Here is a 25,016-nt window from a genome sequence, read left to right as displayed (position 1 = left end):
GGCGGCCAGTCGGGCGAGTAAGTCGACGGCTTCCCGCGCCGAGTGGTTCGAGAGCCAGGTGCTCACCCCGAACGTCGCCCGGTCAGCCCGCTGCTGATCCGTTCTACCGCTGGACGAACCCGGCGGCGAGGCGGCGGATTCCCTCGTCGATGTCGGTCAGCGCGATGCCGCCGTACCCGATGACCAGGCCGGGCTGCGCGGGCCGCTCGGCGCAGTAGCGGGCCAGGTCCTCCACCGCGACCCCGTTCTCGCGGGCCCGCGCCGCCACCGCGGTCAGATCTCCGGTCGGGTCCGGGCCGGGCCGGACGGCGAGGTGGAGCCCGGCGGCCGAGGGCACCGGGTGCAGCCGTCCGGCGAGGTGCGCGGCCAGGGCGGCCAGGATGCGTTCACGGCGGGCCCCGTACTCCCGGCTGGTCCGGCGGATGTGCCGGGCCAGCAGGCCCTCGTCGATGAACTCGGCCAGCGCGCCCTGGGTGGTCAGGTCGCCGTGCCAGTCGGTGAGCTGCCGCGCGGTGCGCAGCGCGGGCCGCAGCGAGGCCGGCGCGACCAGGAAGCCGACCCGCAGGATCGGCAGCAGGGTCTTGGAGAACGAACCGACGTAGACAACCCGACCGTGCCGGTCCAGGCTCTGCAACGGTTCCAGCGGGCGGCCGGCGAACCGGTACTCGCTGTCGTAGTCGTCCTCGACCACCACCGCGCCGTGCCGCCCCGCCCAGTCGAGCAGGGCGGTACGCCGGGCCAACGACATCGGTACGCCAAGCGGGAACTGGTGGGACGGGGTGACGTAGACCAGCCGGCTGCCGGCCGGCAGCGCGGCGACGACGAGTCCCTCCGCGTCGACCGGTACCCCGGTGACCCGGGCGCCGAGGGTCTGGAACAGGCGACGTGCCGGCGGATAGCCCGGTTCCTCCACCACCACCCGGTCGCCCGGCTCGATCAGCACCCGACCGATCAGGTCGAGCGCCTGCTGCGCGCCCTGGGTGACCAGGACGTCGTCGGCGCCGGCCCGCACCGATCGGGATACGCCGACGTGCCGGGCGAGGGCCGCGCGCAACTCGGGATGCCCGGCCGGCTCGGTGTAGGCCGGATACCGGACGGTCGCGGCCCGGAGTTGCCGGGCGACGAGCCGCCGCCAGGTCTCCAGCGGGAACAGCGCCGGATCGGGGGCGCCGACCCGGAAGTCGTACCTCGGGGCGGGGTGTCGCGGCGTCTCCGGGACGGAGTCCCAGATCGGACGGGGTCGGACGCCTCGGCCGACCGGGGCGGACCGGGGTCGCGCCTCGCCGATCAGCCGGCGATCGCCGACGTACGTTCCGGAGCCGACCCGGCCGACCAGGAAGCCCTCCGCGGTGAGCCGGTCGTACGCCGCCGCCACGGTGTTCCGGGCGACCCCGAGCCGCTCCGCCAGCTCGCGGGTGGGCGGCAGCCGCTCGCCCGGCCGCAGTCGCCCGTCGAGCACGGCCTCCCGTAACTGTCGGTAGATCTGACTGGTCAGGTCGTCACCGCCGACCAGCCGTACGTGGACCTCCACTTTCCCCCTCAATTGGCCCAATCAGTTTGCCGAGAATTGGCGCTTCTGCACAGCCAATATGCCACCTAACGTCACTGGCAGCACAGCGAACCTCTGCGAAGGGATCTCGATGACGCCGACCTCCGTCGACATGTGGTTCGACCCGATCTGCCCGTGGGCCTGGATCACCTCCCGCTGGCTGCTGGAGGTCCAGCAGATGCGGAAGATCGAGGTGCGGTTCCACGTGATGAGCCTGTCGGTCCTCAACGAGGGCCGGACGGACCTGCCGCAGCGGTACCACGACCTCTTCGAGGTCGGCTGGGGGCCGGTCCGGGTGGCCGTCGCCGCCGAGCGGAAGTACGGCGCGGAGGTGCTCGGTCCGCTCTACACCGCCCTCGGCACCCGGCACCACCACGACCGGCAGCCGATCGGCCGGGACCTCTACGTCGCCGCGCTGACCGAGGTGGGGCTCGGGGTCGAACTCGCCGACGCCGCCGACTCGACGGAGTACGACGAGGAACTCCGGCGTAGCCACCTGGCCGGGATGGAGCCGGTCGGCGAGGAGGTCGGTACGCCGGTGATCCACGTACCCGGGCCGGACGGTCGGCGGATCGCGTTCTTCGGGCCGGTGGTGACGCCGATCCCACGCGGTGAGGCAGCCGGCCGGCTCTGGGACGGTGTGCTGCTGGTCGCCGGCACCGACGGCTTCTTCGAACTGAAGCGGACCCGCACCCGGGACCCGGAATTCCACTGAGGAGAGCGCGGTGACGAGGCGGGGTTGGCTGCTCTTCGCCCTGATGAGTGTGATCTGGGGCATTCCGTATCTGCTGATCAAGGTAGCCGTGGAGGGCGGCGTCCCGGTACCGGTGCTGGTCTTCGTCCGGACGGCGGTGGGCGCCGCCGTGCTGCTGCCGCTGGCCGTACGCGGTGCCCGGGGACTGCACCGGCACTGGCGACCGCTGGCCGCCTTCGCGGCGCTTGAGATCATCGTCCCGTGGTGGCTGCTCACCGACGCCGAACGGCAGATCAGCAGCTCGATGACGGGCCTGCTGATCGCCGCGTCGCCGATCATCGCCGTACTGGTCGGGCGGTTGGCCGGTGACGTCGAGCGGCTGGGCAGGCGACGCTGGGCGGGTCTGGGCGTCGGACTCGCCGGGGTGGCGGTGCTGGCCGCGCCCGGTCTGCGCGGCGGCAACGTGCTCTCGATCGTCGAGGTGCTGCTCGCCGCCCTCTGCTACGGGATCGCACCGCTGATCCTGGCGCGCCGGCTGGCCGACGTACCGGTGTTGCCGTTGTCCGCCGTCTGCCTCGGCGGAGCCGCGCTGGTGTATGCCCCACCGGCAGTGTTGAGTTGGCCGGCGGCGCTGCCCAGCGGCCGGGTCCTGGCTGCCCTCGCCGGGTTGGCCGTGGTCTGCACGGCGGCGGCGTTCGTCATCTTCGCCGCGCTGATCCGCGAGGTCGGCGTCAGCCGGGCACTGGTCTTCACGTACGTGAACCCGGTGGTAGCGGTCGTCGCCGGAGTGCTGCTGCTCGGCGAGCCGCTCACCGTCCCGGTCGTCGCCGCGTTCACGCTGATCCTCGGCGGCTCGGTGCTGGCAACCCGTCGCGACGCCACCGCACCGACCACCGTTCAGAGACCGAGGGCGCCGATGGCGGCGGGGAGGGTGGGCGCGGTGGCGAGCTGGCGTACGTCGTCGCGTTCGCGGAGCCACACCTGACAGGTGACGCCGTCGTAGTGGACGGCGACGGGTTGTCCGGGGTGGTGGTGGGCGAGCCGACGGAGCAGGGGTACGGGGTCGTCGACCGCGATCGGGGTCGGGGTCTGCGGGACTGGGATCGGCTGGTCGGGGTTGTCGGGGACGTTGCCAGAGATGGCGAGTTCGAGATAGTCGAGGCAGTGCGCGATCGCGGCTTCCGGGGTGGATCGGGTGGGCGGGTCGGCCGGGGCGGGCAGTCGACTGGAGATGTTGACGGTGACGTCCCAGCTTTCGCCCTGGAGGAGGCGGAGGTCGCCGGCATTGCGGATGTGATCGGTAAGGGTGATCGTGACGCTCAGGCGCAGCCCGAGGACGAGCCGGACCAGGTCGGCCAGGGGTGGCACGTCGGGTCGGCGGGCGAGGACGAGGAGCCGGCCGCCGGGTCGGCCCCGGGCGGCCCAGCGCAGGTATTCGGTGAGCGGGTCGGCGTCGGGCCGGTGCAGGGTGACGGTGCCGTTCCGGAGACCGTGGTCGAGGTTGCCGCCGCCGTCGAGTTCGACCAGGTCCTCCGGGCGTACCCCGAAGTGGTTGGCCCAGCCGGCGAGCCGGAAGTGGTCGGGAAGCTGGTGCAGCGGCTTGCCGCCGGGATGGGTTGCCACGTGCGGTGCCAGCACCTGATTGCCGGTCCGCCAGGTCTGCTCCCCCGCCGGCCCGGCCCGGCCGTCGCCGCCGGGTCCGGCATGATCGGCCTGGTGGTCGGCGGGGTCGTCCTGCCAGGCGAATTCACCGGTACGCCAGCCGGACGCGTCGCCGCGCCAACTGAGGTGCACGACCCGGCCGGCGAGGTCGGTGATCGTGATCGCCGCCTCTGAGTGGAGTCGGCGGCTGCCCCGGCAGGTGTGGCAGCGCAGCAGTGACGGGCTGCGGCCGGAGCCGGCACACTTCGGGCAGTCGGGATCGGCGCGGTCGGTGCCGAGTCGGCAGTCGCAGCGCCGGAGTCGACTGTGCGGGTCGCAGTCGAGGCAGTCGACGTACGGGATGGGCGAGTCCTGCCACGACGGTGCCGGCGGCTGCCATCCCCGGCGCAGTTTCGTCGCACGCCGGCTGTAGATCTGCCCGGTCGACCACTCAGTGAGCGTTTCCAAGGTCCCGGCGGTACGCAGGCTGGTGTGCCACCAGCGGCCGTCCCGCCAGATCGCCTGCGCCCCGGCGGTCGGGCTGCCGGTCGCCAGGTCGAGACAGTCGGCGAGGATCCGCCGTTCTAGCTGGTCCAGGTCGATCGTGGGTGGGTCGGGTGGTGGCTGCCCGATGGTGACATGGTGGGCGGGGGCGGTCAGGCCGCGCTCCTCCAGGCCGTAGCAGGCGTCGAGGATTGTCGTGGTGGTGATCGCGGTGGTCAGGTCGTCGGCGTAGCCCCGGGCCTCGGACGGCACCGGCCCGCCTGGCACCTCGAACCGGATCGCCCAGGTCAGCCCGTCGGTGGCGATCAGGCGGCGGGCCTCGACCACCAGGTCCAGGCAGAGCAGATCGGCCAGCCGGCAGAGCCGGCCCAGCTCGGTCGCCGGCTCCCGGGGCGGCGCGACCGTTGACCGGCCGAGATAGAGCCGCCACGCCTCGGTGCTCTCCCCGGCGATGGCCTCGGCCTCCAGCGTCTCGCGGGCCGACGCGGAGTGCTCCGGCCGCCAGGCGCGGGGCAGGAAGACGAGCGGGCCGTCCGGATCACCGGGCTGGCGAACGTCCGTCCACGAGCCGGCGCCGACGCCGACGGCGGCGGCCAAGTCGCGGAGCAGCGGGGCGAGCGGCAGATACCAGCTCCCACCGCCGTCGTCTGGCCACGGCGCCGGTTCCACCACCCCGGGTACGACGTTCGCCGAGGCCACCGCCCCGGTATCCAGGTTCGCCATCGTGAGTACGAGTTGGGCGCGACGCCGCCCGGTCTGCCCGCAGTCGTGGCAGGGCCGGCCGACCGTGCCGACCCCCTGACACTCCAGGCAGTCCTGGTACGCCTTCCCCGCTGTCCGCCGGTCCGCCTCGCTTTCGCCGATGCTCTCGCCGATCAGGAGGCGGTTGCCGCCGTAGGTGCAGCGGCACGGGTCGAGGGTGAAGGAGAGGCCGTCACACGACCGGCACTGCACCACCGCAGTCTCGGCCATCAGCGCCGCGCCAACCCGTGCGCCGTCGACACCTGCCGGGACTGCCACCGCCGCAACGCGTCCTTGATCCGGGCGTTCTGCTCCCGGACGCCGGCCAACTCGGCGTACGCCCTGGCGAGGTCACCGGCGACCTGCTCCAGGAACTCGGTCACCTCGTCCGGATCGATCCCCCGCCGACCGAAGCCGACCGGGGTGAACCGGCGTAGCCGCACCTGCGACGGCAACAACGGCCGGCGCTTCGCCGACCGGTAGGAAGCACCGAGCCGCCGCAGCGGCTGCCCCTCCCGCCCCTCCTGCCGGAACGACCACCGGAGCAGTGCACGCATGACCCCTCACCAGCCTCTCCGAGAACAGGACGTGGACGGGTGGCCCCGGCCGGACAGTCCGGCGCGCTCACCCCAGACCGGGGCCACCCCGCCCCACCACCGCAAGCACGAGCAACACGTACGGCAGCAGGGCGTGACTCAGAAACCGGGACGGACAACCCGTACAAGCTGGCCGTCCCGGCCGCTTCGGACAGGTGAAGTGACTCCATGTCGACCCAATACCTCCAGGGCAACTTGTGACGACGTCATCACCAACCTGCAGTGACTAGGATTAAGGATGATCGCGTTGATATCAAGAGGATGACGTCAAGAGATTCTCCGCGTACTATCTGCCATCATCGTTGTGGACAGGAGGAGTCGTGATGAGCGCCGGGTCGTCTGGAGCGTCAAGGTCGCGTCGGTCGAAGCCGAGCCCGGTGGAGTCGCCGACCGTGCAGGCGTGGGAGCTTGGTCTCCGGTTGCGCGAGCGACGCGAGGAGCTGGGCATGACCGCCGTAGCGGCCGGTCGGGCCACGGGCATCGCCCAGGCGTACGTGTCGGGTGTGGAAGCGGGCAAGGTCAAGCTGCCCGCTGACCGCCTGGCCCAGCTCGTGCAGGTCTACGAGATCGAGCCCAACGACGCGGCAGAGCTTGAGCAGCTACGGGAATCGTCGACCAAACGTGCCTGGTGGCACCAGTACTCCCAGCTTTTCCCCGCCGAGTTCCTCCGGTTCCTCGGCTACGAAGCCGGCGCTGACCATGTCCGCAGCTACCAGAGCGACGTGATCGACGGCCTGTTGCAGACCGAGGCGTACGCCCGCGCGATCATGCGTGGCGGCAACACCTACGTTCGGCTCACCGAGGTCAACCGCCGGATTGCGGTCCGGATGGCTCGGCAGACGCGACTGACCGGGGATAACGCGCTCACCCTCATCGCCGTGCTCGGCGAGGGTGTGCTTCGGCAGCAAGTCGGCGGACCGGCGGTGATGCGGGACCAGCTCCAACACCTCGCCACGCTGGTCACCAAGCGGCCGGAGCAGATCCAGATCAGGATCGTGCCGTTCACCGCAGGCGCCTATCCCGCGCTGGGTGGACCGTTCCAGATCCTCTCCTTCCCCTCGCCTCGGCTGCCCGAGCTGGTCTGGCAGGAGATCCTGACCTCCAGTGACATCATCGACCAGTCGGGCCGGGTAGCCGACTACGTGATCACCTTCGAGGAGACGTTGGAACGCGCGTTAAGCTCGGACGAGTCGCTGGCGTTAATCCGGCGAATCGCCAAGGAGATGACGTGACCCCCATCGAGCACACTCCTGAACGGGACTGGTTCAAGTCGTCCCGCAGCGCGAACAACGCCGCCTGCGTCGAGGTGCGGTACGCGGGCGGGGCTGTGGCCGTACGCGACTCAAAGGACCTCGGCGGACCGATCCTCGCCTTCACGGGCCCGGCCTGGTCCGGCTTCGTCGCCACCATCCAGGCCGACCCGCGCTGACCAACAGCGGCCCGGAATCCTGGCCAGGGGCTGCGTCCGCCGTCTTTCAGGCAATGAGAACTGCGTTTCCGGGGCTGCTCTCGCCGGTCCCTTCGGTTAGTGTTCGATCGACCACGCGGCGGTAACCCGACACCTCCCACGTGTCTGCGCGCATCGCCGTCGTCTGGCGACCGGGGAGGACACCGAATGCCCAGGACCGAGGGAGCCGAAAGCACACACGCACAGCCCATCGCCCTTGTCCAGGGCAGCGCGACCGCCGCCCGTGCGTGTGCAATCGTCCTGGTCTGATCAGGGGCGACGCGGTGAACATCGACGAGGTCAAGCGGACGATCCGCCAGGGATCTCTGGCTGCACAAGAAGCCAAGAAAATCCTGGTCACGGTGGGCACAGAGGCCGCTGAGGCAGAACAGCTCGCCCGGCTCACCGTGCACGACAGCCGGGATGACGACGCCCAGGCCGGCTTGAAGATTCTGGAGGACTTCGGCCGAGAGGTCGACCTGACCGTACGCCGCATCGACGCGGCAGTTGAGCACGCCGACGCCTACCTCGCGACGCTCGGATGACCAGCTCCATCGCCGACATCGTGGCTCAACTGCAAGCGGTGCGGGAACGACTCGCCGCCACAGCGGTCATCGCGATGCGCGCCGAAGCCGACGCCAAACAAGCTCGCCAGCGGTACTCCGAGGCAGCATCGGGCAGCGACCATCCCCAGATGCAGGAAGCGATCACCGATATCCGGACCGCCGGCGAGAAGGCTGCCAGGACAGCCCGTCTGTTGACGGAGGCCAGAGCACGCTTCACCACATACTCGAACCGGATTGCACCCGGCTCAGCGTCGGACGACGAGGTGCAGGACACCGAGATGCCCCCGGGTGAACGTCTCCTGGACGAAGCTGGACGACGGGGCCGCAAAGCAGACATCATCTGGCGCAAGCAGATGCAGAAGGCCGAGGACCATGAATCCACTTTGAAGCAGGTCGAGGATGGCGGGAAGGCGGTCCTGAAGTACTTTCGGCAGCAGCACGGCCCTTCGGGAACGACATCTGCCGGCACGGCTCCCCCGAAACCACCTCAGTCGCAGGAGCGCCCACAGATCGACAACCCGGTGACAGCAGCGATCATGGCCACTGGCGCGGTTGCCGTCGCGGCCAAGTCGGTGTGGAACAGCGCCAGGAAGCAGCGAGAGAAAAAGAGAGATGACGACCAAACCTGAGCTTGCAGCCTACATCCGGACCCTGGTCAGGGGTGACAACGAGGCCAACGAGAGGATCGAAACGCAACTGGACGCTGAGGGCTGGGACGGGTTTCCTCGGTTTCTGGCTGCACTCTTCTTCCTTGCCGTCGACCGACGCTTCGGGGAGAACGCAACGTCAGCAGAGGTGATCAGGTTCGTGGCAGACCTGCGGGCCGGTCTGGCAGACGATGCGCCCGCTATCGATGCTCAGGACGCGGAGGCGCTCATCAGAGCCAACATCGACCCGGACGCCGACTACGACATCGAGCCGAGTTCGATCGGAAAGATTCAGGCTGCGGTCACGTACAAGGTGCTGACCGACGAAAAGATCACAGATGACGAACTCGACGCGCTGCTCGCCGAGGCAACTGCGATCGCCAGTCGCTCCTAGGTCTGGACCTCAGGAGGTTGAACTGGCCGTGCTACGGCAGCCATTCGACGAACATCTCGGCCAACCGCGCTTCCGTCTGCTCGCTGAGGACGTGGTGAACGTCTTCGCCGAGCGGCTTCAGCGCATACCTCCGTACCTCGGCATGCCTGCTCGGCGCGGGACAGATAAACACGGCCAGGATTCGCAGGGCGCGCAAAGCCTCCTCGCCGGTGAGCAGCTCGATCAGTGGGATCCCACCACACGCGGCTGCCCTGAAGCCCCGCCAGACCTCGGACACCACGAGGTCCACGACGGTGCCGGTGACATGCGGACGTCCGGCCTGCATGGATGACGTCAGGACGGCCTCGCTGATCATCGTGACCGGCCATTCGGAGAGGCTGTTGAGCGGCCCCTTGACCAGCTCGATTGCCCGGATCATTCCGACCAGCAGGTCACACCAGCCATGGTTGGCCAACTCTCGCCGTACGCCTGTCGGATCCGACGCGACCCGGGCGACGTCTCTCGTGATTCTTGGCCAGGTTCCGGTCGTGATCGCCTCGGCAACGAGAGATACCTGCTCGACCGGTCTGATGCGGTCCTCGACCTCGCGCCTTCCGCCGGATGGCTGTGCCGGTGCCGGCCGCGCCCGATCCGGCATGCCGTGCTGTGTCGAGCGGGCCAGCCAGTCCACCGCGTCCAGTCGCGCCAGGTGAGCGACGATCGAACGAGCCTGGTTGCTCGGCCACCGCGAGCCCGGCTCTGCCCGCAACTTCTCCTCGTACGCCTCGCGGCGCCGCAGGCGGTCGTCGGGATTACCGTTGACCAGGTCCATCGAGCCACCCCAGCCGTGCTGGGATCCTCCGCAGCCGGTACACCGGCAACCGTCCTTGAGGGCCTTCTCACAACGAGCGCTGTGCTTCCTGCCGTCCATGCGGCGACCACCTCACGGATTCGTTGCCGGCAATCGCCAGTGAACCGAGTGATCCGCACACACCTCTCGGTATGCAGGTAAACACGTTACGTGCTCGCCAGGACAATGTCGACGGCCTTCTATCTCTCCGCATCGAGGTCCGCGCCGGTACGGTCCCCGGCTCGAAGGCAGCGACCGCAGATCCCTACCGGATCGGCCCGGGGGTCGTCCTGGCCGAGTTGATCCCCGCGCTGCCGGCTGGCGCTCGGTAGGTTGACCGCCATGTCCGTGCTGGCAGAACTCGACGGGTGGGGCTCGCTGCCGCCTGAGTTGCGGGACCGACTGGCAACGGCCGACCTGCCGGAATCGCTGCGACTCGACGATGCCGACCTGTTTCTGCCCGGCCCGAACCTGATCTTCCGAAATGGACTGTTGCGATTCGGCTACGGCACCGACGCATGGGGCGGCGAGTTCTGTCTCGACCTGGACACGGGTGCCGTACAGGTCATCGATCACCACCAGGCACTCACGTTCGTGAACTCGTCGCTCGATCTGTACGCCCGCTCGCTACGCCTGGTCGCCGATCTTGTGCCCGCGATCGTCGGTGCCGACCCCGACGGCTGGGAAGACGCCAAGAACGAGATGCAGTGGGTCATCGCGAGGTGGGATGCGCCGGCGATGATCGGGGACAGCTATTGGGACTGCCTCTCGTGGGACATCGCTGCCGGCAACTACGCCAACCAGTCGGACCTCTGACTCTTCCCGCGCTACCAGCGCCTCACGGCCGCGTAATGCACCAGCTACCTCTGACGGTCACAGCGGTCCCAGCACGACGTCCGGATTCGCGTCCAGCGCCAGAGTCTCCAGTACCACCAGGAGTTGGCGTTCCTCGTACCTGAAGTGCGACTCCATGATCGCCGCCACGCCCTCCAGGTGCCGATTCAGCTCCTTCGGCGGAGCGGCCCGGGTCACGGCGGCCTGGAGGCCGGAGAGCAGATGCTCGATCATCGAGTGGTCCTGCCGCAGATAGCGCAACGTCTCCCGCAGCTCCGGAAACTGCTCGGCAATCGCCGGGAACAGCTCCCGGTCCTCGCCCTCGTGATGTGCGCTCAGGGCGGTGCAGAACCCGTGGCAGAACAGCAGCAGTTCTCTGGTCGCCGGCTCCGCCGGCTCACCGTCGGCCACGGCCTCCCGGGTGACCCGCAGTGCCTCGCGGAGCCTTCCGTGGACCCGGCGCAACTCTCGACTCCAGGCCACCAGCCTGGCCTTCTCGCCCTCAACCACAGGTGGAGGGCGAAGGGACGACTGACACGTCGTGTTCCCTTCGGTCCGGCGCCTCCATGCCTGACACGGTCTGCCACCGGCACGCGACGCTGGGACCGAAGCTATCACGAAGCCAGCTCCGGCAGATCCACTGCGGCCGGTTGCGGGCGCACGTCCGCCCGCAACCGGCCCGCCCGCCTCACTCGGCGCGCAGATGGTCCAGGTCGTGGGTGCCCGGGCTGACATAGATCAGGATTCCGCGTACGTCGGCCAGCGCCGCCGCGTCACACGACATCTCGGTGAGCAGGTCGACCGTCACCGTCGTCTCGGTACCCTGCGATACCCAGCCGAAGGTGGACTGGCACCACGCCCACCCCTCCCCAGTCTGTAGGGCGATGGAGGTCGACGTGCCGACCGTCGGGTCCACCCGCAGGTCGTACTTCAGCGTCGCCTTCGCCGACAGGTCGACCGGGGTCGGCAGGGTCACCCCGAACCAGCCGCCGCCGGTGGCCGCGACCCGCAGCCCGGCCGCGCCCTGGGTGTGGAAGTCCGTCGTCTGGGCCACCGTTCCGGCGTCGGGCTGCCAGTTGCCCGGCGCCCAGCCCTCGACCCCGGTCTCCCAGGAGGCGATCAGGATCGGGTCGCCCGGTGCCGGCTTGACCGTCACCGTCAACTCGGCAACGTTCGAGACGCGTCCGGCCTGGTCGCGGATGGTGTAGGCGGCGACCGCCCGACCCTGAAAGCCGTCCGCCGGTACGAACCGCACAGTCCCGTTGGCCGGGTCGAGCGTGAAGACGCCACCGGGGCCGGTGACCGTACGCTGCTGGCCGGCGGTCGACGGGTCCAGGTCGATGCTGGCCGGCCGCACCGTCGTCCGGTACGCGATGTCGTTCGTGGCCGGGGTCAGCGTCAGCGGCGTACCCGATTCGGTGACCCCGCTGTCGTGGTCGGCGACCGGCGGTCGGGAGCGCTGGCCCCGGACGAGTTCGTCACCGGCATTGCCCAGCGTGGTGCAGACCGGGCTCGGGCAGTAGACGGTGTAGCCGTCGTAGTCCGGGTAGAGGCTGCCGTCGTCCTGGATGCCGGAGAGGATCCAGTAGAGGAAGCCGGTGCCACCGCTGGCGATGTGCGCGTCCGTCCACTGTTGGTAGACCGGGTTCCGGGTGGCCTTGTCGACGTAACCGAACTCGCCGAGCATCACCGGTTTGCCGAGCCGGCGGGCGTCCCGGTTGTGCCGCTTGATCCACTCGACTCCCCAGGCGGCGTCCTTGCCCCAGTGGTCGGGGTAGAGGTGGTACGACACCACGTCCACCGCCGGCAGCCGGGTCAGCGCGATCGAGTCCACGCCCTCGCCGCAGTTGACGGTCCAGTCCGCGCTGGCCGGGTCGTCGCAGTAGAAGCCCTCGTCGCCGACGCTGGCCAGGTGCCGACGGTCGATCGACTTGATATGCCGGGTCATCTCGTCGGCCCACGCGGTCAACACCGCCGGGGTGCAGGTCGGTGACATCGGGTAGACGCCGGAGCCCTTGCACCTCGGCTCGTTGCCCAGCTCCCAGGTCATCACCGTCGGGTCGTCCTTGTACGCCACCCCGGTCAGCGTGTTGGTCCGGTTGAGTACGTGCGAGATCCAGTCCCTGTACCAGCCCCGGATAACCGGGTCGGTGTAGAACTCGTCGTGGTACTGGCCGCCGCGCCAGCGGACGTACTGGTCGATGCCGCCGAAGTCGCGCCAGTTGTTGGTCAGCGGGATCACCAGTTTGATCCCGGCCTGCCTGGCGGCGTAGAGGACGTAGTCGAGGCGTTCCAGCCCGTCCGGCCCGTCGTTGTACGCCGGCCGCTGCCCGTCCCAGTACTGGAAGTAGACGCCGTCGGCGGGACCGGCGACCGAGTCCGTCCCGCCCGGGGTGCCGATGTCCAGGAAGCCCCAGTGCCGCAGCACGGTGAATCCGGCCCCCTTCGCGTCGGCGAAGACGTCGTCGACCATCGCCCGCGACTTGTACATCAGGTAGTAGTTGTTGGTCCCGGCGAACCGGAACCGCTTGCCGTCGAGCATCAGTTGGTCGCCCTTGCGGACGACGAAGCCGGCGGTGGACTGCCCAGAGTTACCGGCCTGTCCGGAGCCGGCCGGGGTGAACAGGGTGGACGGGGTGGACGGGGCGGACGGGTCGTCCGGGGCGGCGGAGACGGGTGCCGGCGAGGCCGCGAGCAGCAGCCCGGCCAGCGCCAACAGCAGGGGGACGTGGCGCTTCATGGCGGTGGTGATCCTTTCCGGGAGCGGTGTCCGGGAACAGGGGTACGGATCAGAGCGAGAGCGCAGGGCAAGGGATCACTGCTTCGGAACCATGTCGTTGACGTACCGGAGTACCGGCCGGGTGGTGAGCGCCGCCGGGTCCAGGGCGACCGCGGAGCGTACGGTGAAGGTGGTCGACTCCCCCGGCAACAGCGTGACCAGCGCCTCGTCGACCTCCGCCGCCGGATCGAGCCGATCCGGGGCGAGCACGAGGTCGCGCAGGATCGTCCGGGCGGTCACCCGGACCCGTACCCCGTCCGGCGCCGGCTCGACCGTGGCGTCGTAGTCGGCCGGCGGATACGCCGCCTCGCGGTCTTCGGCGAAGAACCAGAAGGCCCGTTCGGCGGTACCGCCGGGATCGGCGACCAGCAGCTCGCTGCGGGGGTCGTCCGAACTGCCGACGTCCGCCGGCAACGGCCAGGTGAGTTCCGAGTACGGCGGTACCGACAGCGCGACCGTCGCCTTGCCCCTCGGCTCGCCGGCCAGGGTCAGCCGGGTCACGTCCACCCTGCCCGTCCACGGTGCGCCGCCGTCGTTGACCGCCACCAGGGCCAGCCCGCCCTGCCTCGGCTGGATGGTGAGCAGTCGGTCGGCGTACGCGCGGCGCAGCGCGTACCAGAGGGGTTTGCGGCGGCCGTCGCCGTCGACCGCGGCCCACGAGGTCACCGGCCAGCAGTCGTTGAGCTGCCAGACCACGCTGCCCATGCAGACCGGCCGGTACGACCGCAGGTGCTCGACCCCGACGCTGATCGCCCGGGCCTGGTTGAGCTGGGTCAGGTAGTGCCAGTCGTCGAAGTCGCGCGGCGCGGGCAGGTGTGCGGCCAGCCCCCGGGCCAGCTTGAGCCGCCCGTCGCCGGCCTTCTGCCGGTGCGCCAGCGCGGCCGAGTCCTCGGCCAGTTCTCTGCCGGGCAGTGCCCGGCGCAGCGTCGCGTACGCGGCCGGGCCCTGCCAGCCGAACTCGGCGACGAACCGGGGCAGGTAGTCGCGGTAGTGCGTGTAGTCGAGCTGGTTCCACACCGTCCAGATGTGCATGCTGCCGTGTGCCGGATCGTTCGGGTGGATGTCCGGCCGCCCCGACCACGGGCTGCCCGGCCAGTACGGTCGGCTCGGGTCGTGTTCGGCGACGACGGCGGGAAGCAGCTCGAAGTAGTAGCCGGCGCCCCAACTCCGGTCGGCCAGCTCGGCCTGCCAGCCCCAGTCGTGCCAGCCCCAGATGTTCTCGTTGTTGCCGAACCAGAGCACCAGACTCGGATGGCTGGCCAGCCGGACGACCTGCTCGACCGCCTCGGCCCGTACCTCGGAGCGGAACGGCTCCTCCTCCGGGTACGCGGCGCAGGCGAAGAGGAAGTCCTGCCCGACCAACAACCCCAACTCGTCGGCGAGGTCGTAGAAGTCCTCCGACTCGTAGCGGCCACCGCCCCAGACCCGCAGGAAGTTGACGTTCGCCTCGGCGGCCTGGCGGAGGCGTTCGGCGTACCGCTGCCGGGTGACCCGGTGCGGAAAGCAGTCGTCCGGGATCCAGTTCACGCCCCGGACGAAGACCGGCAGGTCGTTGACGACGACGGTGAAGGCCGAGCCGTGCTCGTCGGGAGCGGTGTCCAGGCGTACCGAACGGAAGCCGATCTTCCGTTGCCAGCCGTCCAGCTCACGGTCCCCGGCGTGCAGGGTGACGGTCAGCGGGTAGCGCGGCTGCTCGCCGTAACCCCGGGGCCACCACAGCTCCGGGTCGGCAACGGTGACGGCGAGTTCGGCGGTGCGCTGACCGGCCGCCAGCACGGTCTCGGCAACCTCACCGGCGACGGTGGCCCGGACGGTCAGCGGTTCGGCGCCGGATTTGCCGTCGGATTCGCCGTCGGATTCGCCGTCGGCCCGGTCGACCTCGACGCGTACCGTGACCCGGCCCTCGGCGTCGGCGACGGTGACCTGCGGGCGGACCTCGGCCAGCCGCGCGGTCCGCCAGGTCCGCAGTCCGATCTCCTGCCAGATGCCGGCGGTGACCAGCTCCGGCCCCCAGTCCCAACCGAAGTTGCAGGCCATCTTGCGGATGAAGTTGAACGGCGTCGGATACGCGTTCGGCCGCCCGCCGAGCCGCTCCCGCTGCTCCTCGGCATACCGGTACGCCGAGTCGAACCGCACCCGCAACACGTTGTCGCCGATCCGCAGCGCCCCGGACACGTCGAACCGGTAGCTCCGATGCATGTTGGCGGTCCGGCCGAGCACGACGTCGTTGAGGACAACCGTCGCCACCGTGTCGAGACCGGCACAGACCAGTTCCACCCGTTCGCCGTTACGGCCGCCCGCCGCCCACTGGAAGGTGGTCTCGTAGCACCAGTCGGTGCGGCCGATCCAGGCCAGCGCGAGTTCGTGCTCGTCGAGGTAGGGGTCCGGGACCAGGCCGGCGGCGAGCAGGTCGGTGTGCACGCAGCCGGGCACGGTGGCCGGGACCCGGGCCGAGGCGACGGACTCCGGCACCTCCGGGTTCTCCGGCATCTCCGGGTTGCGGACTGCCGTCAGCGACCATCCGTCGTGCAGGCTCTGCCAGGACGTCACGGGCACCTCAACTTCCTCGGGGCGCGGTCGGTCGTGACCACACCGCGCCTTCGCTGGTGGAGGGCACCGTCGCCGGCCCGGGTGGGGCCGGGAGGCGTACTCCAGACATCGAGAGATGTCGACTGAACCGGATAAGTAAAGTCACCGTACGGGCGGCCTTCCGACCTGTCAATGGCCGCCAAATCGGCCCCGAATGGTCGAGCCACGGCAATAAAACGGTCCAGGTCACCGGGGACGTGAAGTTCTCGACCTCGAAATATCCGGGCGCTGTCCGGGGGCCGGATCGGGCTGCCGGCAGTACCGGCAAGATTGCCGGCATCGGTATGCTTAACCGGAAAAGTTCACTCCCGTGGCCTGTCCGAGCTTCCGGCTCGGCCGGCAGCACGACGCAACGTGCGGGTGACCCGGACCGGCCCACCCCGGCCCGGCTCGTCGGAGACGAAGGAGCGCCGGGTGAAGCGGCCGACGATCGCGGATGTGGCCCGGCGGGCCGGGGTCTCCAAGGGCGCCGTCTCCTACGCGCTGAACGGACAACCCGGGGTCTCGGACGCCACCCGGCAACGCATTCTCGCCATCGCCCAGGAGATCGGTTTCAACCCGAACAGCGCGGCCCGGGCACTCTCCGGCGCCACCTCGAACGCGGTCGGGCTGGCGCTCTGCCGACCCGCCCGGATCCTCGGCATCGAGCCGTTCTTCATGGAGCTGATCAGCGGCGTCGAGGCGGAACTCTCCGCCCGGTCGTACGCGCTGACCCTCCAGGTGGTGGCCAGCCCCGAGGCCGAGATCGCGGTCTACCGGCGCTGGTGGGGCGAGCGGCGGGTGGACGGCGTACTCGTCTGCGACCTGCGTATCGACGACCGCCGGCTGCCGGTGCTGGCGGAGTTGCGGCTGCCGGCGGTCGTGATCGGCGGGCCGGGCGAGGACGGCGGGCCGGACTACGTCTGGTCCGACGAGTCGGTGGCCCTGGCCGAGGTGCTCGAATACCTCGTCGCGCTCGGGCACCGGCGGATCGCCCGGGTCGGCGGCCTGCCCGGCCTGCGGCACACCGAGATCCGTACGCAGGCGTTCGGCGCCGTCTGCCGCCGGCTGGGCCTGGAGCGTACGACCACCGTCTCCTCCGACTACAGCGGCGAGGAGGGCGCCCGGGCCACCCGGCGGCTGCTCAGCTCTGCCGACCGGCCCACCGCGATCGTGTACGACAACGACGTGATGGCGATCGCCGGCCTCTCGGTCGCCCAGGAGATGGGGCTGACCGTACCGTCCGACGTCTCGATCGTCGCCTGGGACGACTCGCCGCTGTGCCAACTCGTCCACCCGTCGCTGACCGCGCTGAGCCGGGACATCCCCGCGTACGGGGCACACGCCGCCGGCCGGCTGCTCGCCGCCATCGCCGGCCAGCCGCTCGGCGACTTCCAGGACGAGACCGCCCACCTCATCCCGCGCGGCAGCACCGCACCGCCCCGCCAGCCCTGATCGGCGCCAGCCCCGCCAGCTCTGATCGGCCAGCACCGTGAGCTTTGATCGGGGCCCGTCCCCGCCAGCTCCAATCGGGGCCAGCACCGCCGTGCCAGCTCTGAGCCCGGGGCACCGGCCGGGGCCGATCGCCCGGTAACCGATAGCATCGGCGGCGAGGCGGAGACCAGCCAGGAGGACGACCACCGTGCACGTACCACCGATTCCCAGCCTGACCGCCGCCGACCCGGAGTTGGCGACGCTGATCGAGTCCGAGGCGACTCGGCAGCACGACAAGCTGCGGATGATCGCCTCCGAGAACTACGTCTCGGCCGCCGTCCTGGAGGCCAGCGGCACGGTGCTGACCAACAAATACTCGGAGGGTTACCCCGGCCGCCGCTACTACGAGGGCCAGCAGTTCATCGACCCGATCGAGACGCTCGCCGTCACCCGGGCCCGGGAACTCTTCGGCGTCGACCACGCCAACGTGCAGCCGTACTCGGGCTCCCCGGCCAACCTCGCGGTCTACCTGGCGTTCCTCTCCCCCGGCGACACGGTGCTGGGGATGGCGCTGCCGATGGGCGGGCACCTCACGCACGGCTGGTCGGTCTCGGCCACGGGCAAGTGGTTCAACCCGGTCCGCTACGGCGTCTCCGCCGAGACGGGCCGGATCGACCTCGACGAGGTACGCGACCTGGCCCGCCGGGAGCACCCCAAGCTGATCTTCTGCGGCGGCACCGCCGTGCCGCGCACCATCGACTTCGCCGGCTTCGCCGAGATCGCCCGCGAGGTCGGCGCGGTGCTGGTCGCCGACATCGCACACATCGCCGGCCTGGTCGCCGGTGGCGCCCACCCGTCGCCGGTCGGGCACGCCGACGTGATCACCACCACGACGCACAAGACCCTGCGCGGCCCCCGGGGCGCCATGATCATGACGACCGCCGAGCACGCGAGCGCGGTCGACAAGGCCGTCTTCCCGGGCCTCCAGGGCGGCCCGCACAACCACACCACCGCCGGCATCGCGGTCGCGCTGCGGGAGGCCGGCACCGAGGACTTCCGCCGGTACGCCCACCAGGTCGTCGCGAACGCCAAGGCGCTGGCGGCGGCGCTGGTCGAGCGGGGCTTCACGCTCTCCTCCGGCGGCACCGACAACCACCTGATCCTCGCCGACCTGACGAGCAAGGGCATCGCCGGCAAGCCGGCCGCGCAGGCGCTGGACAGGGCCGGCATCGAACTGAACTACAACACCGTGCCGTACGACCCGCGCAAGCCGTTCGACCCGTCCGGCATCCGGCTGGGCACCGCCGCGCTGGCCACCCGAGGGCTGACCGAGGAGCAGATGCCGCAGGTGGCGGCCTGGATGGACGAGGCGGTCACGGCGGCGGTCAAGGACGACGAGGCCACCCTCGACCGGGTCGCCGGCGAGGTCCGGGACCTGCTCGTCTGCTACCCGATGCCGGGCTACACCGCCGACTGACCCAGGTCAGCGGGACGGGCTGGGGAACTCCTCCAGGTACGCCTCGACCCGTTCCGCCGGAGCGGGCCGGGACAGCGCGTACCCCTGGCCGAGCCGGCAGCCCGCCCGGCGGGCCTGCTCCACCTGCACGGGAGACTCCAGCCCCTCGGCAATGATCTCCAGACCGAACCGCTTGCCGAGGCTCACCAGCACGTCGATGAACGGCTTGCTCTCGCCCTGCCGGTTGCCGCCCTCGGTCACCAGCGTCCGGTCGACCTTGAGGAAGTCGACCGGCAGCCGGCGGAGCTGCGCCAGTGACGCCTGCCCGCTGCCGAAGTCGTCCAGCGCCGTCCGTACGCCGAGCGCCCGCAGCCCGGCGAGCTGGGTGACCACCGCCGGTACGTCGACGCCGCCCCGGGGTTCCGCGATCTCCAGTACCAGCCGGTCCGGCTCGACCCGGTGCTCGGCGAGCGAGGTGCTCACCCAGCGGACGAAGTCGGGCGCGGTCAGCTCCCGGGACGAGATGTTGACCGACATCCAGAGCCGGCGGGGCCGCTGCGACCAGGCGGCGAGCTGCCGGCACGCGGTGTCCAGCACCCACCGGCCCAGCTCCTCCACCAGCATCAGGTCCTCGGCCACCGGCAGGAGTTCGGCCGGCAGCACGGTGCCGAGCGCCGGGTTCCGCCAGCGCAGCAGCGCCTCGGTGCCCACCGGCTGCTCGTCGTCGAGGTCGAGCACCGGCTGGTAGACCAGGTCCAGTTCGCCCCGCTGCACCGCACCGGGCAACTCGCGTTCCAGGTCCAGCCGCCGGGTGAACTGCTCCTCCAACTGGTCGTCGTACCACTCGACGCGGTTGCGGCCGAGCTGCCGGGCCCGCAGCCGGGCCAGGTCGGCGCGGCGCAACACGTCGTCGACACCGTCGCCGCCGGAGAGGTCGGCAAGCCCGATGCTGGTGCCGAGGTGCAGCATCGCCCCCGGCATCGGGTACGGCTCGGTCAGCGCGGTCAGCAGCCGGGTCCCCATCGCGTACGCGAGCACCGGCCGGTCCACCGTCACCACCGCGAACTCGTCCCCGCCCAGCCGGGCCACCAGGTCGTCGGCACCGGCACCGGACTTCAACCGCCGACCCGCCTCGGCGAGTACGGCGTCGCCCATCTGCCGCCCGTGCGCGTCGTTGATCCCGGACATGCCGTGCAGGTCGATCACCAGCAGCGCCCCGGTGTGCCCCTTCACCCCTCGCTGGGTGACGATGGTGCGCATCAGCTCCCGCCGGTTGGCCAGCCCGGTCAGCTCGTCGGTGAAGGCCAGCTCGTTCAGCTTGCGCTCCAGCAACTGCCGTTCGCTGACGTCCCGGACGTGCACCACCAGCGCGGCCACCTCGGGCACCGCCCGCTGGTCGCTGATGGTGGACTCGGTGTCCCGCCAGGCGCCGTGCCCGTCGAGCAGCCGCGCCGTGACCAGTTGCGGGCGCCCGGTCGGCACCTGGCGCCCGGCGAGCACGTCGGTGAGCACCCGGGTGACGTCGGCGGCGTCGTCCGGATGCATCAGGTCGGGGAACGCCCGGCCGAGCACCTCGGCGTCGGAGAGCCCGAAGATCCGGGCCGCGGTCTGCGACTGCCAGCGGATGAGCAGGTCCTCGCCGACGATCATGGTCAGGTCGCTGGCCCCGGAGACCAGGGAGCGGAAGTGCGCCTCCTGGGTCGCCAGCTTCTTGGCGTACCGGCGGATGTCCAGCATCACCAGCACCTCGCGGACCACCAGGGTCGGGATCACGGCCAGGCCCAGCAGGATCTGGGTGCTGTCGAAGGTGCCGACGGTGCTCAGCCGCCAGAGCGCGGAGAGGGTCGCCACGATCGCCGGGATGGTCAGCAGCGGATAGGCGGTCAGGTTGGTCTGCGGCTCGGACGGGCCGGTGCTCGGCTGGGCGACCGGATTCGCCCGGCGGGCTCCGGCGGCGATCAGCGCGGGCCCGGCGACCAGCGAGATGGCGACCAGCGGCAGTGCCGTCGCCGGTGCGCCGTAGTCGATCAGGACGGCGACCAGCGAGTGCCCGAACACCGCCAGACCGGCCCCGGTGCCGCAGAGTGCGGCGGAACGCCGGTGCTCGTACGCCCGGAGGGTGGTGATGGTGATGGTCGGCAGCGCGGCGGTGGCCAACAGCGCGGCGACCATGGCCAGGGTCGGCAGCGGATGCGGCGGGATCACCCAGGCTGAGAAGGCGAGGCTGACGCCGAGACTCAGCCCGTCGAAGCCACGGCGCAGCCGTACCGGCACCGTGCTCGCGCGGCCGGGCAGCAGCATCATCCCGAGCAGGTAGAGGGCGAGCGTCAGCAACAGACCGCCGAGCGCCACCGTCGACCGGGCGTCCGGTGGCGCCAGGAACAGGGCGAACGAGGAGAGCGCGCTGGCGACCAGGCCGAAGCCGAGGAAGCCGGCGCCCCGGCACGGGCCGAAGCCCGTACTGCCGCGGTGGAGTCTGATGGCCAGCCGGACCAGCCGGGCGGCGGCCACGGCGGCGACCGCGCCGACCGCGACCGCGACCGCGGCGTACGGCGGCAGTGCGCCGAGGTGACCGGCGAACAGGATGCCCACGGCGAGCAGTGGGGCACCGGTCTCGGTGACCCGGACGACGAGCCGGCGGGCTCGGCCGTCCGCGATGTGCGCCACGAACATGGCGGGATGCCTTCGCAGAGGGGGCTCGGACGTGGTGCAGGACGGGTCGGCCAGCACAGCCGACCATTCCTATCAACCCCCAACGATCGGCCGGGGGCGTGGTTACGTATTGGTAGGGATCTCCCACTCCGGGTTGCTCGGGAGAATCTTCCCCCAGCCGGTCAAGCCCGATCCACCCCCGGCCCGGCCAGCGGTGTCGACCGGCCGGCCGACCCCACTCGGACCGCCCGGCCGATCCACTACCGGTCGCCTCCGGCACCGGCCGCGCCGTCGTCGGCGACAGCTCGACGAAGGCGTTCGGGGCGGCCCGGCGCCGGCCGGGAGCGACGACACTCCCCCGGTCGAAGCCACGGCACCACCCCCGACGAGTCGAACACCGGTCGAGCAGGACCACCGTGGTCCGGTGCGGCTGGATTCGAGATCCAGCCGTTCGTCGTCACGCTTCAGACAGCGCCTCCCGGCCAGCCGGTACACGCCAGCCCGGACAACGCCAGCCCGCAGAGGGCGGGAGCGACGGAGGCCACCCCGGCGAGGCCGTCGCCGGGCCGGTCCGGGCGGGGTGCGAAAATCAGCGGGTGGGTAAGACCGGCACACTCCGCTTCCGGCACAGCCAGGCGATCTGGGTGGCCGCCGTTCTCGCGTTCCTGGGCGCCGTGCCGCTGGCCACCGCCCGCTGGTATCTCTCCCCGCTGCTGCTGATACCGGTCGCGGTCGGCGTCTGGGGTTGGCGGGCCGGCACCGACGCCGACCCCGGCGGGATACGGATCCGGGCGTTGCTCGGCCAGCGCTGGATCGCCTGGTCCGAGATCGTGGAGTTGACGTCCGACCAGCGCGGCCAGGCGGTGGTCCTGCTCTGGGACGGCCGCACGGCGACGCTGCCGGCGGTCCGGGCCGCAGACCTGCCCGACCTGGTCGGTGCCAGCGGCCAGCCACTCGGGGAGTCCCGGGACGACGCGGCGTCGTAGCCCGCCCGGCCAGGCGGCCCGACCGTCGCACCCGCGCCGGCTCAGTACCCGTCGACCACCTCGTTGACCAGCGGGGTTCCGGCGACGAACCGCCGCAACTGCGCCCCGGCCAGCCGGTAGGCGCGGGGCAGCAGCCCGCGTACCGAGCCGCCGACGTGGGGAGTGAGCAGCACGTTGGGCAGGTCCCAGAGCGGGTGCCCGGGCGGCAGCGGCTCGGGCTCGGTGACGTCCAGCGCCGCCGCGATCCGGCCGGTCGTCACCTCGGCGACCAGCGCGTCGGTGTCGACCACCGGGCCACGGGCGGCGTTGACCAGCAGGGCGCCGTCGGCCATGGCGGCGAGGAATCCGGCGTCGACCAGACCCCGGGTGGCGTCGGTGAGCGGTATCAGCAGCACCACCACGTCCGCCTCCGGCAGCAGCGCCGGCAGGTCGTCGACGCCGTACACGCCCTCGGCGGGGCGGGCGGTCCGGGCGACCATGGTCAGGTCGACCTCGAACGGCGCCAGCCGGGCCCGGGTGGCCGCCCCGATCGAACCCGCGCCGACGATCAGCACCCGCTTGCCGGCCAGCTCGTCGGTGGGGTTGACCCGGTCGTACACCCACTCGTGCCGGGTCTGGGCGACCGCGAAGAGCGGAAACGACCGCAGGTACGACAGCACCGCCGCGACCACCCACTCCGCGGTGGACGAGTCGTGCACGCCGCGCGCGTCGCAGAGGGTGACCTCTGCCGGCAGCCGGCCGGCCCAGATGTCCGCCCCGGCGGAGAGCAACTGGACCACCCGCAGGTCGGGCAGCTTGGCCGCGACCGGCACGGCGGCGCCCTGGGCGAGGAACGGCGGCACCCAGAAGCGCACTCCGGCCGGGTCCGACGGAAGCTGGTCCGGCGTCGGGGCGATCTCCACCGTGACGCCGTCGGGAATCTCGCCGAGCAGCTCAAGGCCCTCGGAATGGGGGATCCACACCTTCACGTCCGCCGACGATAGTCCCCGGCACCGGGATGCCGGCGATCACCCTCGACGGCGGAGCCCAGGCTGCCCGGCGTCGGTGTCGGTTCCGGTGCCAATGCCCATGCTGCCGTCGAGGTCACGGTTGTGGTCGCGGGGTCAGTGGAGCGGCAGGTCGACCGGGGCGGACGGCCGGTAGACGGAGTGTCCGGCGAGGATGGTCTCGGTGACCGGCACGCCCGCACCGCGCAGGTGGGCCCGTACCGCCAGGTCCAGCGCCGACCGTTCGGCGAGCACGAACGCCGGCCGGGGCGCCTCGGCGACCAGCCTCGGGTAGCGGGGATGGCGGTCCCAGCCGGCCCGCAGGTCTTCGCCGATCACCCCGCAGACGATCCGTTCCCGGCTGAGGAAGATGACGGTGTTGCAGGTCCAGTAGTCGGTGTAGAACTCGCGTACGCCCAGCCGGTCGAGCCCGGCGACCAGGTCCCGGCGCTGGGTCGCCCGCCCGGCCAGTTCCGGGCTCGCCACCAGCAGGGAGGCGCTGGCCAGCAGCATGCTGACCGCGAGCCCGGCCAGCGGGACGGCGGCGGCCAGCCGGACGGGCCGGTACGGCCGGGTCAGCGCCGACCAGAGCGGCCAGAGCACGGCGGGCGTCGAGATCAGCAGCACGGAGAGGTAACGGGCGCTCTCCACCGGGCTGGTCGCGGCGGCGCCACTGGCCGCGTACGCCAGCAGGCTGGTCGCCGCCCCGGCCAGCAGGGCCAGCCGGCCGGCCTGCCGGACCCGGGTCACCCGGTCGGTGGCGCGGCGCAGTGCCCGCCAGGCGAGCAGGACGGCGACCCCGAGCAGCACCGGATAGGCAACGCCCCACCACAGTTGCCAGGGCGTGCACCGTCCCGGCGGACACAGCCCGGTGCCCATCGGCAGTCCGAAGAGGACGGCACCGTGCAGCCGGTCCGGCCAGGAGCCGGCGCCACCGCCCAGTCCGGCGTAGACGGCCAGCGAGCGGTGTTCGGGTGCGGCGGTGAGGTTGTGCAGCACGATCGGGACGAGTCCGACCGCCGAGCCGGCGCCGAGCGCCAGCCCCGAGCGACCGCCCAGCGCCCGCCACCGGAACCCGAGCAGCAGCGCACCGGCCGCGCCGACGTACGGCAGGATCAGCCAGTCGTCCCAGAGGGTGAGTCCGGCAACCAGCCCGAAGCCCGCGTACGCCGGGCCGGTCCGGCGTACGGCGCCGAGCCCGAGGTTGACCGCCAGCAGCACCAGCAGCGCGCCGGCCGGGTTCATCTCCGGATAGCCGCCGCCCGCGATGAGCTGGTTCTTCAGGATCCGGTCCGAGCCGAGCGCCAGCAGGCCGACGGTCACCGCCGCCAGCCAGGGACTGTAGAGCCGGCGGGTGAGCTGCCACATCAGCGCCAGGAAGGCCGCGTAGAGCAGCAGGTTGGGCAGGCGCAGCGCGAAGGTGGAGGAGCCGAGGACCGCGAACAGCGGTGCGGCGAGGTAGGACTCCAGGGCGCCCATGTAGTGCTGGCCGTAGAAGAAGAGCGGGAAGTCGCGCCCCTGCGCGATGTGCCGGGCCACCAGTCCGGTGACGGCCTCGTCGCTGTTGCTCGGTGGCACCTCGGCGAGCAACAGCACCAGCCGGTAGCCGACGCCGAGCCCGCCGAGCCCGGCGGCGACCCACCCGGGAGTGGGTCGCCGCCGGACGGACCGGGATGGCGGCTCGGTCAGCTCCGGTGTGGTGGCGAGCGCCAT

21 protein-coding genes are annotated in these 25,016 nt (G+C 71.1%); 11 read left to right on the top strand and 10 right to left on the bottom strand.

Annotation, left to right across the window (positions count from 1 at the left end; all coding sequences use genetic code 11):
• Window positions 1–103: 103 nt before the first annotated feature.
• The gene (pdxR, locus tag Pen02_RS06700; protein ID WP_239140160.1) at window positions 104–1,531 is read right to left on the bottom strand and encodes a MocR-like pyridoxine biosynthesis transcription factor PdxR; all 1,428 of its coding nucleotides are present in this window, start codon (window positions 1,529–1,531) and stop codon (window positions 104–106) included.
• A 109-nt stretch (window positions 1,532–1,640) separates the two neighbouring features.
• Here pdxR and Pen02_RS06695 point away from each other — a divergent pair, with 109 nt between their 5' ends.
• Both Pen02_RS06695 and Pen02_RS06690 read left to right on the top strand, forming a co-directional pair.
• Entirely contained in the window at window positions 1,641–2,264 is a 624-nt protein-coding gene (locus Pen02_RS06695) for a mycothiol-dependent nitroreductase Rv2466c family protein (protein WP_203865043.1), read from the top strand.
• A gap of 10 nt (window positions 2,265–2,274) precedes the next feature.
• The gene (locus Pen02_RS06690) at window positions 2,275–3,228 is read left to right on the top strand and encodes a DMT family transporter (RefSeq protein WP_203865042.1); all 954 of its coding nucleotides are present in this window, start codon (window positions 2,275–2,277) and stop codon (window positions 3,226–3,228) included.
• On the opposite strand, the gene Pen02_RS06685 is transcribed toward Pen02_RS06690, so the two are convergent.
• Window positions 3,141–5,360, bottom strand: coding sequence for a hypothetical protein (locus Pen02_RS06685; protein ID WP_203865041.1), 2,220 nt, complete (start codon window positions 5,358–5,360; stop codon window positions 3,141–3,143). The genes Pen02_RS06690 and Pen02_RS06685 overlap by 88 nt on opposite strands.
• Entirely contained in the window at window positions 5,360–5,686 is a 327-nt protein-coding gene (locus Pen02_RS06680) for a DivIVA domain-containing protein (RefSeq protein WP_203865040.1), read from the bottom strand. Before Pen02_RS06680 ends, Pen02_RS06685 begins: the two co-directional genes overlap by 1 nt.
• 362 nt (window positions 5,687–6,048) lie before the next feature.
• Here Pen02_RS06680 and Pen02_RS06675 point away from each other — a divergent pair, with 362 nt between their 5' ends.
• From Pen02_RS06675 to Pen02_RS06655, 5 genes are all read left to right on the top strand, one after another.
• Complete coding sequence (locus Pen02_RS06675; RefSeq protein ID WP_275413557.1) at window positions 6,049–6,957, top strand: DUF5753 domain-containing protein; 909 nt, start codon at window positions 6,049–6,051, stop codon at window positions 6,955–6,957.
• A complete protein-coding gene (locus Pen02_RS06670) occupies window positions 6,954–7,154 on the top strand; it encodes a DUF397 domain-containing protein (RefSeq protein ID WP_203865038.1) in 201 nt (66 codons plus the stop codon). Before Pen02_RS06675 ends, Pen02_RS06670 begins: the two co-directional genes overlap by 4 nt.
• A gap of 302 nt (window positions 7,155–7,456) precedes the next feature.
• Window positions 7,457–7,717, top strand: coding sequence for a hypothetical protein (locus Pen02_RS06665; RefSeq protein WP_203865037.1), 261 nt, complete (start codon window positions 7,457–7,459; stop codon window positions 7,715–7,717).
• Entirely contained in the window at window positions 7,714–8,367 is a 654-nt protein-coding gene (locus tag Pen02_RS06660) for a hypothetical protein (RefSeq protein ID WP_203865036.1), read from the top strand. The genes Pen02_RS06665 and Pen02_RS06660 overlap by 4 nt, the downstream gene beginning before the upstream one ends.
• Window positions 8,351–8,779 carry a hypothetical protein gene (locus Pen02_RS06655; RefSeq protein ID WP_203865035.1) on the top strand — a complete coding sequence of 143 codons (429 nt, stop codon included), beginning with the start codon at window positions 8,351–8,353 and terminating at the stop codon, window positions 8,777–8,779. The genes Pen02_RS06660 and Pen02_RS06655 overlap by 17 nt, the downstream gene beginning before the upstream one ends.
• Before the next feature lie 31 nt (window positions 8,780–8,810).
• Here the strand turns inward: Pen02_RS06655 and Pen02_RS06650 are convergent, their stop codons facing one another.
• Window positions 8,811–9,590, bottom strand: a complete 780-nt coding sequence (locus Pen02_RS06650; protein ID WP_203865034.1) for a hypothetical protein — start codon at window positions 9,588–9,590, stop codon at window positions 8,811–8,813.
• Between the two features lie 360 nt (window positions 9,591–9,950).
• Between Pen02_RS06650 and Pen02_RS06645 the strand changes: the two genes are divergently transcribed.
• The gene (locus Pen02_RS06645) at window positions 9,951–10,424 is read left to right on the top strand and encodes an SUKH-4 family immunity protein (RefSeq protein WP_203865033.1); all 474 of its coding nucleotides are present in this window, start codon (window positions 9,951–9,953) and stop codon (window positions 10,422–10,424) included.
• A gap of 57 nt (window positions 10,425–10,481) precedes the next feature.
• On the opposite strand, the gene Pen02_RS06640 is transcribed toward Pen02_RS06645, so the two are convergent.
• The 3 genes from Pen02_RS06640 to Pen02_RS06630 all read right to left on the bottom strand — a co-directional run bounded on the left by Pen02_RS06640 (window position 10,482) and on the right by Pen02_RS06630 (window position 15,711).
• Window positions 10,482–10,952, bottom strand: a complete 471-nt coding sequence (locus Pen02_RS06640; protein WP_203865032.1) for a hemerythrin domain-containing protein — start codon at window positions 10,950–10,952, stop codon at window positions 10,482–10,484.
• A 178-nt stretch (window positions 10,953–11,130) separates the two neighbouring features.
• Entirely contained in the window at window positions 11,131–13,182 is a 2,052-nt protein-coding gene (locus Pen02_RS06635) for a cellulase family glycosylhydrolase (RefSeq protein ID WP_203865031.1), read from the bottom strand.
• Window positions 13,183–13,257: 75 nt separating this feature from the next.
• Window positions 13,258–15,711 (bottom strand): glycoside hydrolase family 2 protein, encoded by a 2,454-nt coding sequence (locus tag Pen02_RS06630; protein WP_203865176.1) that lies wholly within the window; start codon window positions 15,709–15,711, stop codon window positions 13,258–13,260.
• 513 nt (window positions 15,712–16,224) lie between these two features.
• Here Pen02_RS06630 and Pen02_RS06625 point away from each other — a divergent pair.
• On the top strand, window positions 16,225–17,244 hold the full coding sequence (locus Pen02_RS06625) for a LacI family DNA-binding transcriptional regulator (RefSeq protein WP_203865030.1): 1,020 nt from the start codon (window positions 16,225–16,227) through the stop codon (window positions 17,242–17,244).
• A 187-nt stretch (window positions 17,245–17,431) separates the two neighbouring features.
• A complete protein-coding gene (gene glyA / locus Pen02_RS06620; RefSeq protein WP_203865029.1) occupies window positions 17,432–18,700 on the top strand; it encodes a serine hydroxymethyltransferase in 1,269 nt (422 codons plus the stop codon).
• 6 nt (window positions 18,701–18,706) lie between these two features.
• Here glyA and Pen02_RS06615 read toward each other — a convergent pair whose 3' ends face one another.
• Window positions 18,707–21,352 carry a putative bifunctional diguanylate cyclase/phosphodiesterase gene (locus tag Pen02_RS06615; protein ID WP_203865028.1) on the bottom strand — a complete coding sequence of 882 codons (2,646 nt, stop codon included), beginning with the start codon at window positions 21,350–21,352 and terminating at the stop codon, window positions 18,707–18,709.
• Between the two features lie 575 nt (window positions 21,353–21,927).
• Between Pen02_RS06615 and Pen02_RS06610 the strand changes: the two genes are divergently transcribed.
• Entirely contained in the window at window positions 21,928–22,317 is a 390-nt protein-coding gene (locus tag Pen02_RS06610; RefSeq protein WP_203865027.1) for a PH domain-containing protein, read from the top strand.
• Window positions 22,318–22,358: 41 nt separating this feature from the next.
• Here the strand turns inward: Pen02_RS06610 and Pen02_RS06605 are convergent, their stop codons facing one another.
• Both Pen02_RS06605 and Pen02_RS06600 read right to left on the bottom strand, forming a co-directional pair.
• A complete protein-coding gene (locus tag Pen02_RS06605; RefSeq protein ID WP_203865026.1) occupies window positions 22,359–23,285 on the bottom strand; it encodes a 2-hydroxyacid dehydrogenase in 927 nt (308 codons plus the stop codon).
• Window positions 23,286–23,420: 135 nt separating this feature from the next.
• Entirely contained in the window at window positions 23,421–25,016 is a 1,596-nt protein-coding gene (locus tag Pen02_RS06600; RefSeq protein ID WP_203865025.1) for a glycosyltransferase family protein, read from the bottom strand.

Source organism: Plantactinospora endophytica, assembly GCF_016862915.1.
Lineage (GTDB): Bacteria > Actinomycetota > Actinomycetes > Mycobacteriales > Micromonosporaceae > Plantactinospora > Plantactinospora endophytica.
This window is presented reverse-complemented; position numbering and strand designations above follow the sequence as displayed.

Bases quoted from the DNA above. Each gene is read 5' to 3' on its own strand.
- Pen02_RS06645 (WP_203865033.1), top strand. From the start codon at position 9,951: ATGTCCGTGCTGGCAGAACTCGACGGGTGGGGCTCGCTGCCGCCTGAG.
- Pen02_RS06680 (WP_203865040.1), bottom strand. From the start codon at position 5,686: ATGCGTGCACTGCTCCGGTGGTCGTTCCGGCAGGAGGGGCGGGAGGGG.
- Pen02_RS06615 (WP_203865028.1), bottom strand. From the start codon at position 21,352: ATGTTCGTGGCGCACATCGCGGACGGCCGAGCCCGCCGGCTCGTCGTC.
- Pen02_RS06685 (WP_203865041.1), bottom strand. From the start codon at position 5,360: ATGGCCGAGACTGCGGTGGTGCAGTGCCGGTCGTGTGACGGCCTCTCC.
- Pen02_RS06630 (WP_203865176.1), bottom strand. From the start codon at position 15,711: ATGCCGGAGAACCCGGAGGTGCCGGAGTCCGTCGCCTCGGCCCGGGTC.
- Pen02_RS06655 (WP_203865035.1), top strand. From the start codon at position 8,351: ATGACGACCAAACCTGAGCTTGCAGCCTACATCCGGACCCTGGTCAGG.
- Pen02_RS06650 (WP_203865034.1), bottom strand. From the start codon at position 9,590: ATGGACCTGGTCAACGGTAATCCCGACGACCGCCTGCGGCGCCGCGAG.
- Pen02_RS06635 (WP_203865031.1), bottom strand. From the start codon at position 13,182: ATGAAGCGCCACGTCCCCCTGCTGTTGGCGCTGGCCGGGCTGCTGCTC.
- Pen02_RS06600 (WP_203865025.1), bottom strand. From the start codon at position 25,016: ATGGCGCTCGCCACCACACCGGAGCTGACCGAGCCGCCATCCCGGTCC.
- Pen02_RS06660 (WP_203865036.1), top strand. From the start codon at position 7,714: ATGACCAGCTCCATCGCCGACATCGTGGCTCAACTGCAAGCGGTGCGG.
- Pen02_RS06675 (WP_275413557.1), top strand. From the start codon at position 6,049: ATGAGCGCCGGGTCGTCTGGAGCGTCAAGGTCGCGTCGGTCGAAGCCG.
- Pen02_RS06695 (WP_203865043.1), top strand. From the start codon at position 1,641: ATGACGCCGACCTCCGTCGACATGTGGTTCGACCCGATCTGCCCGTGG.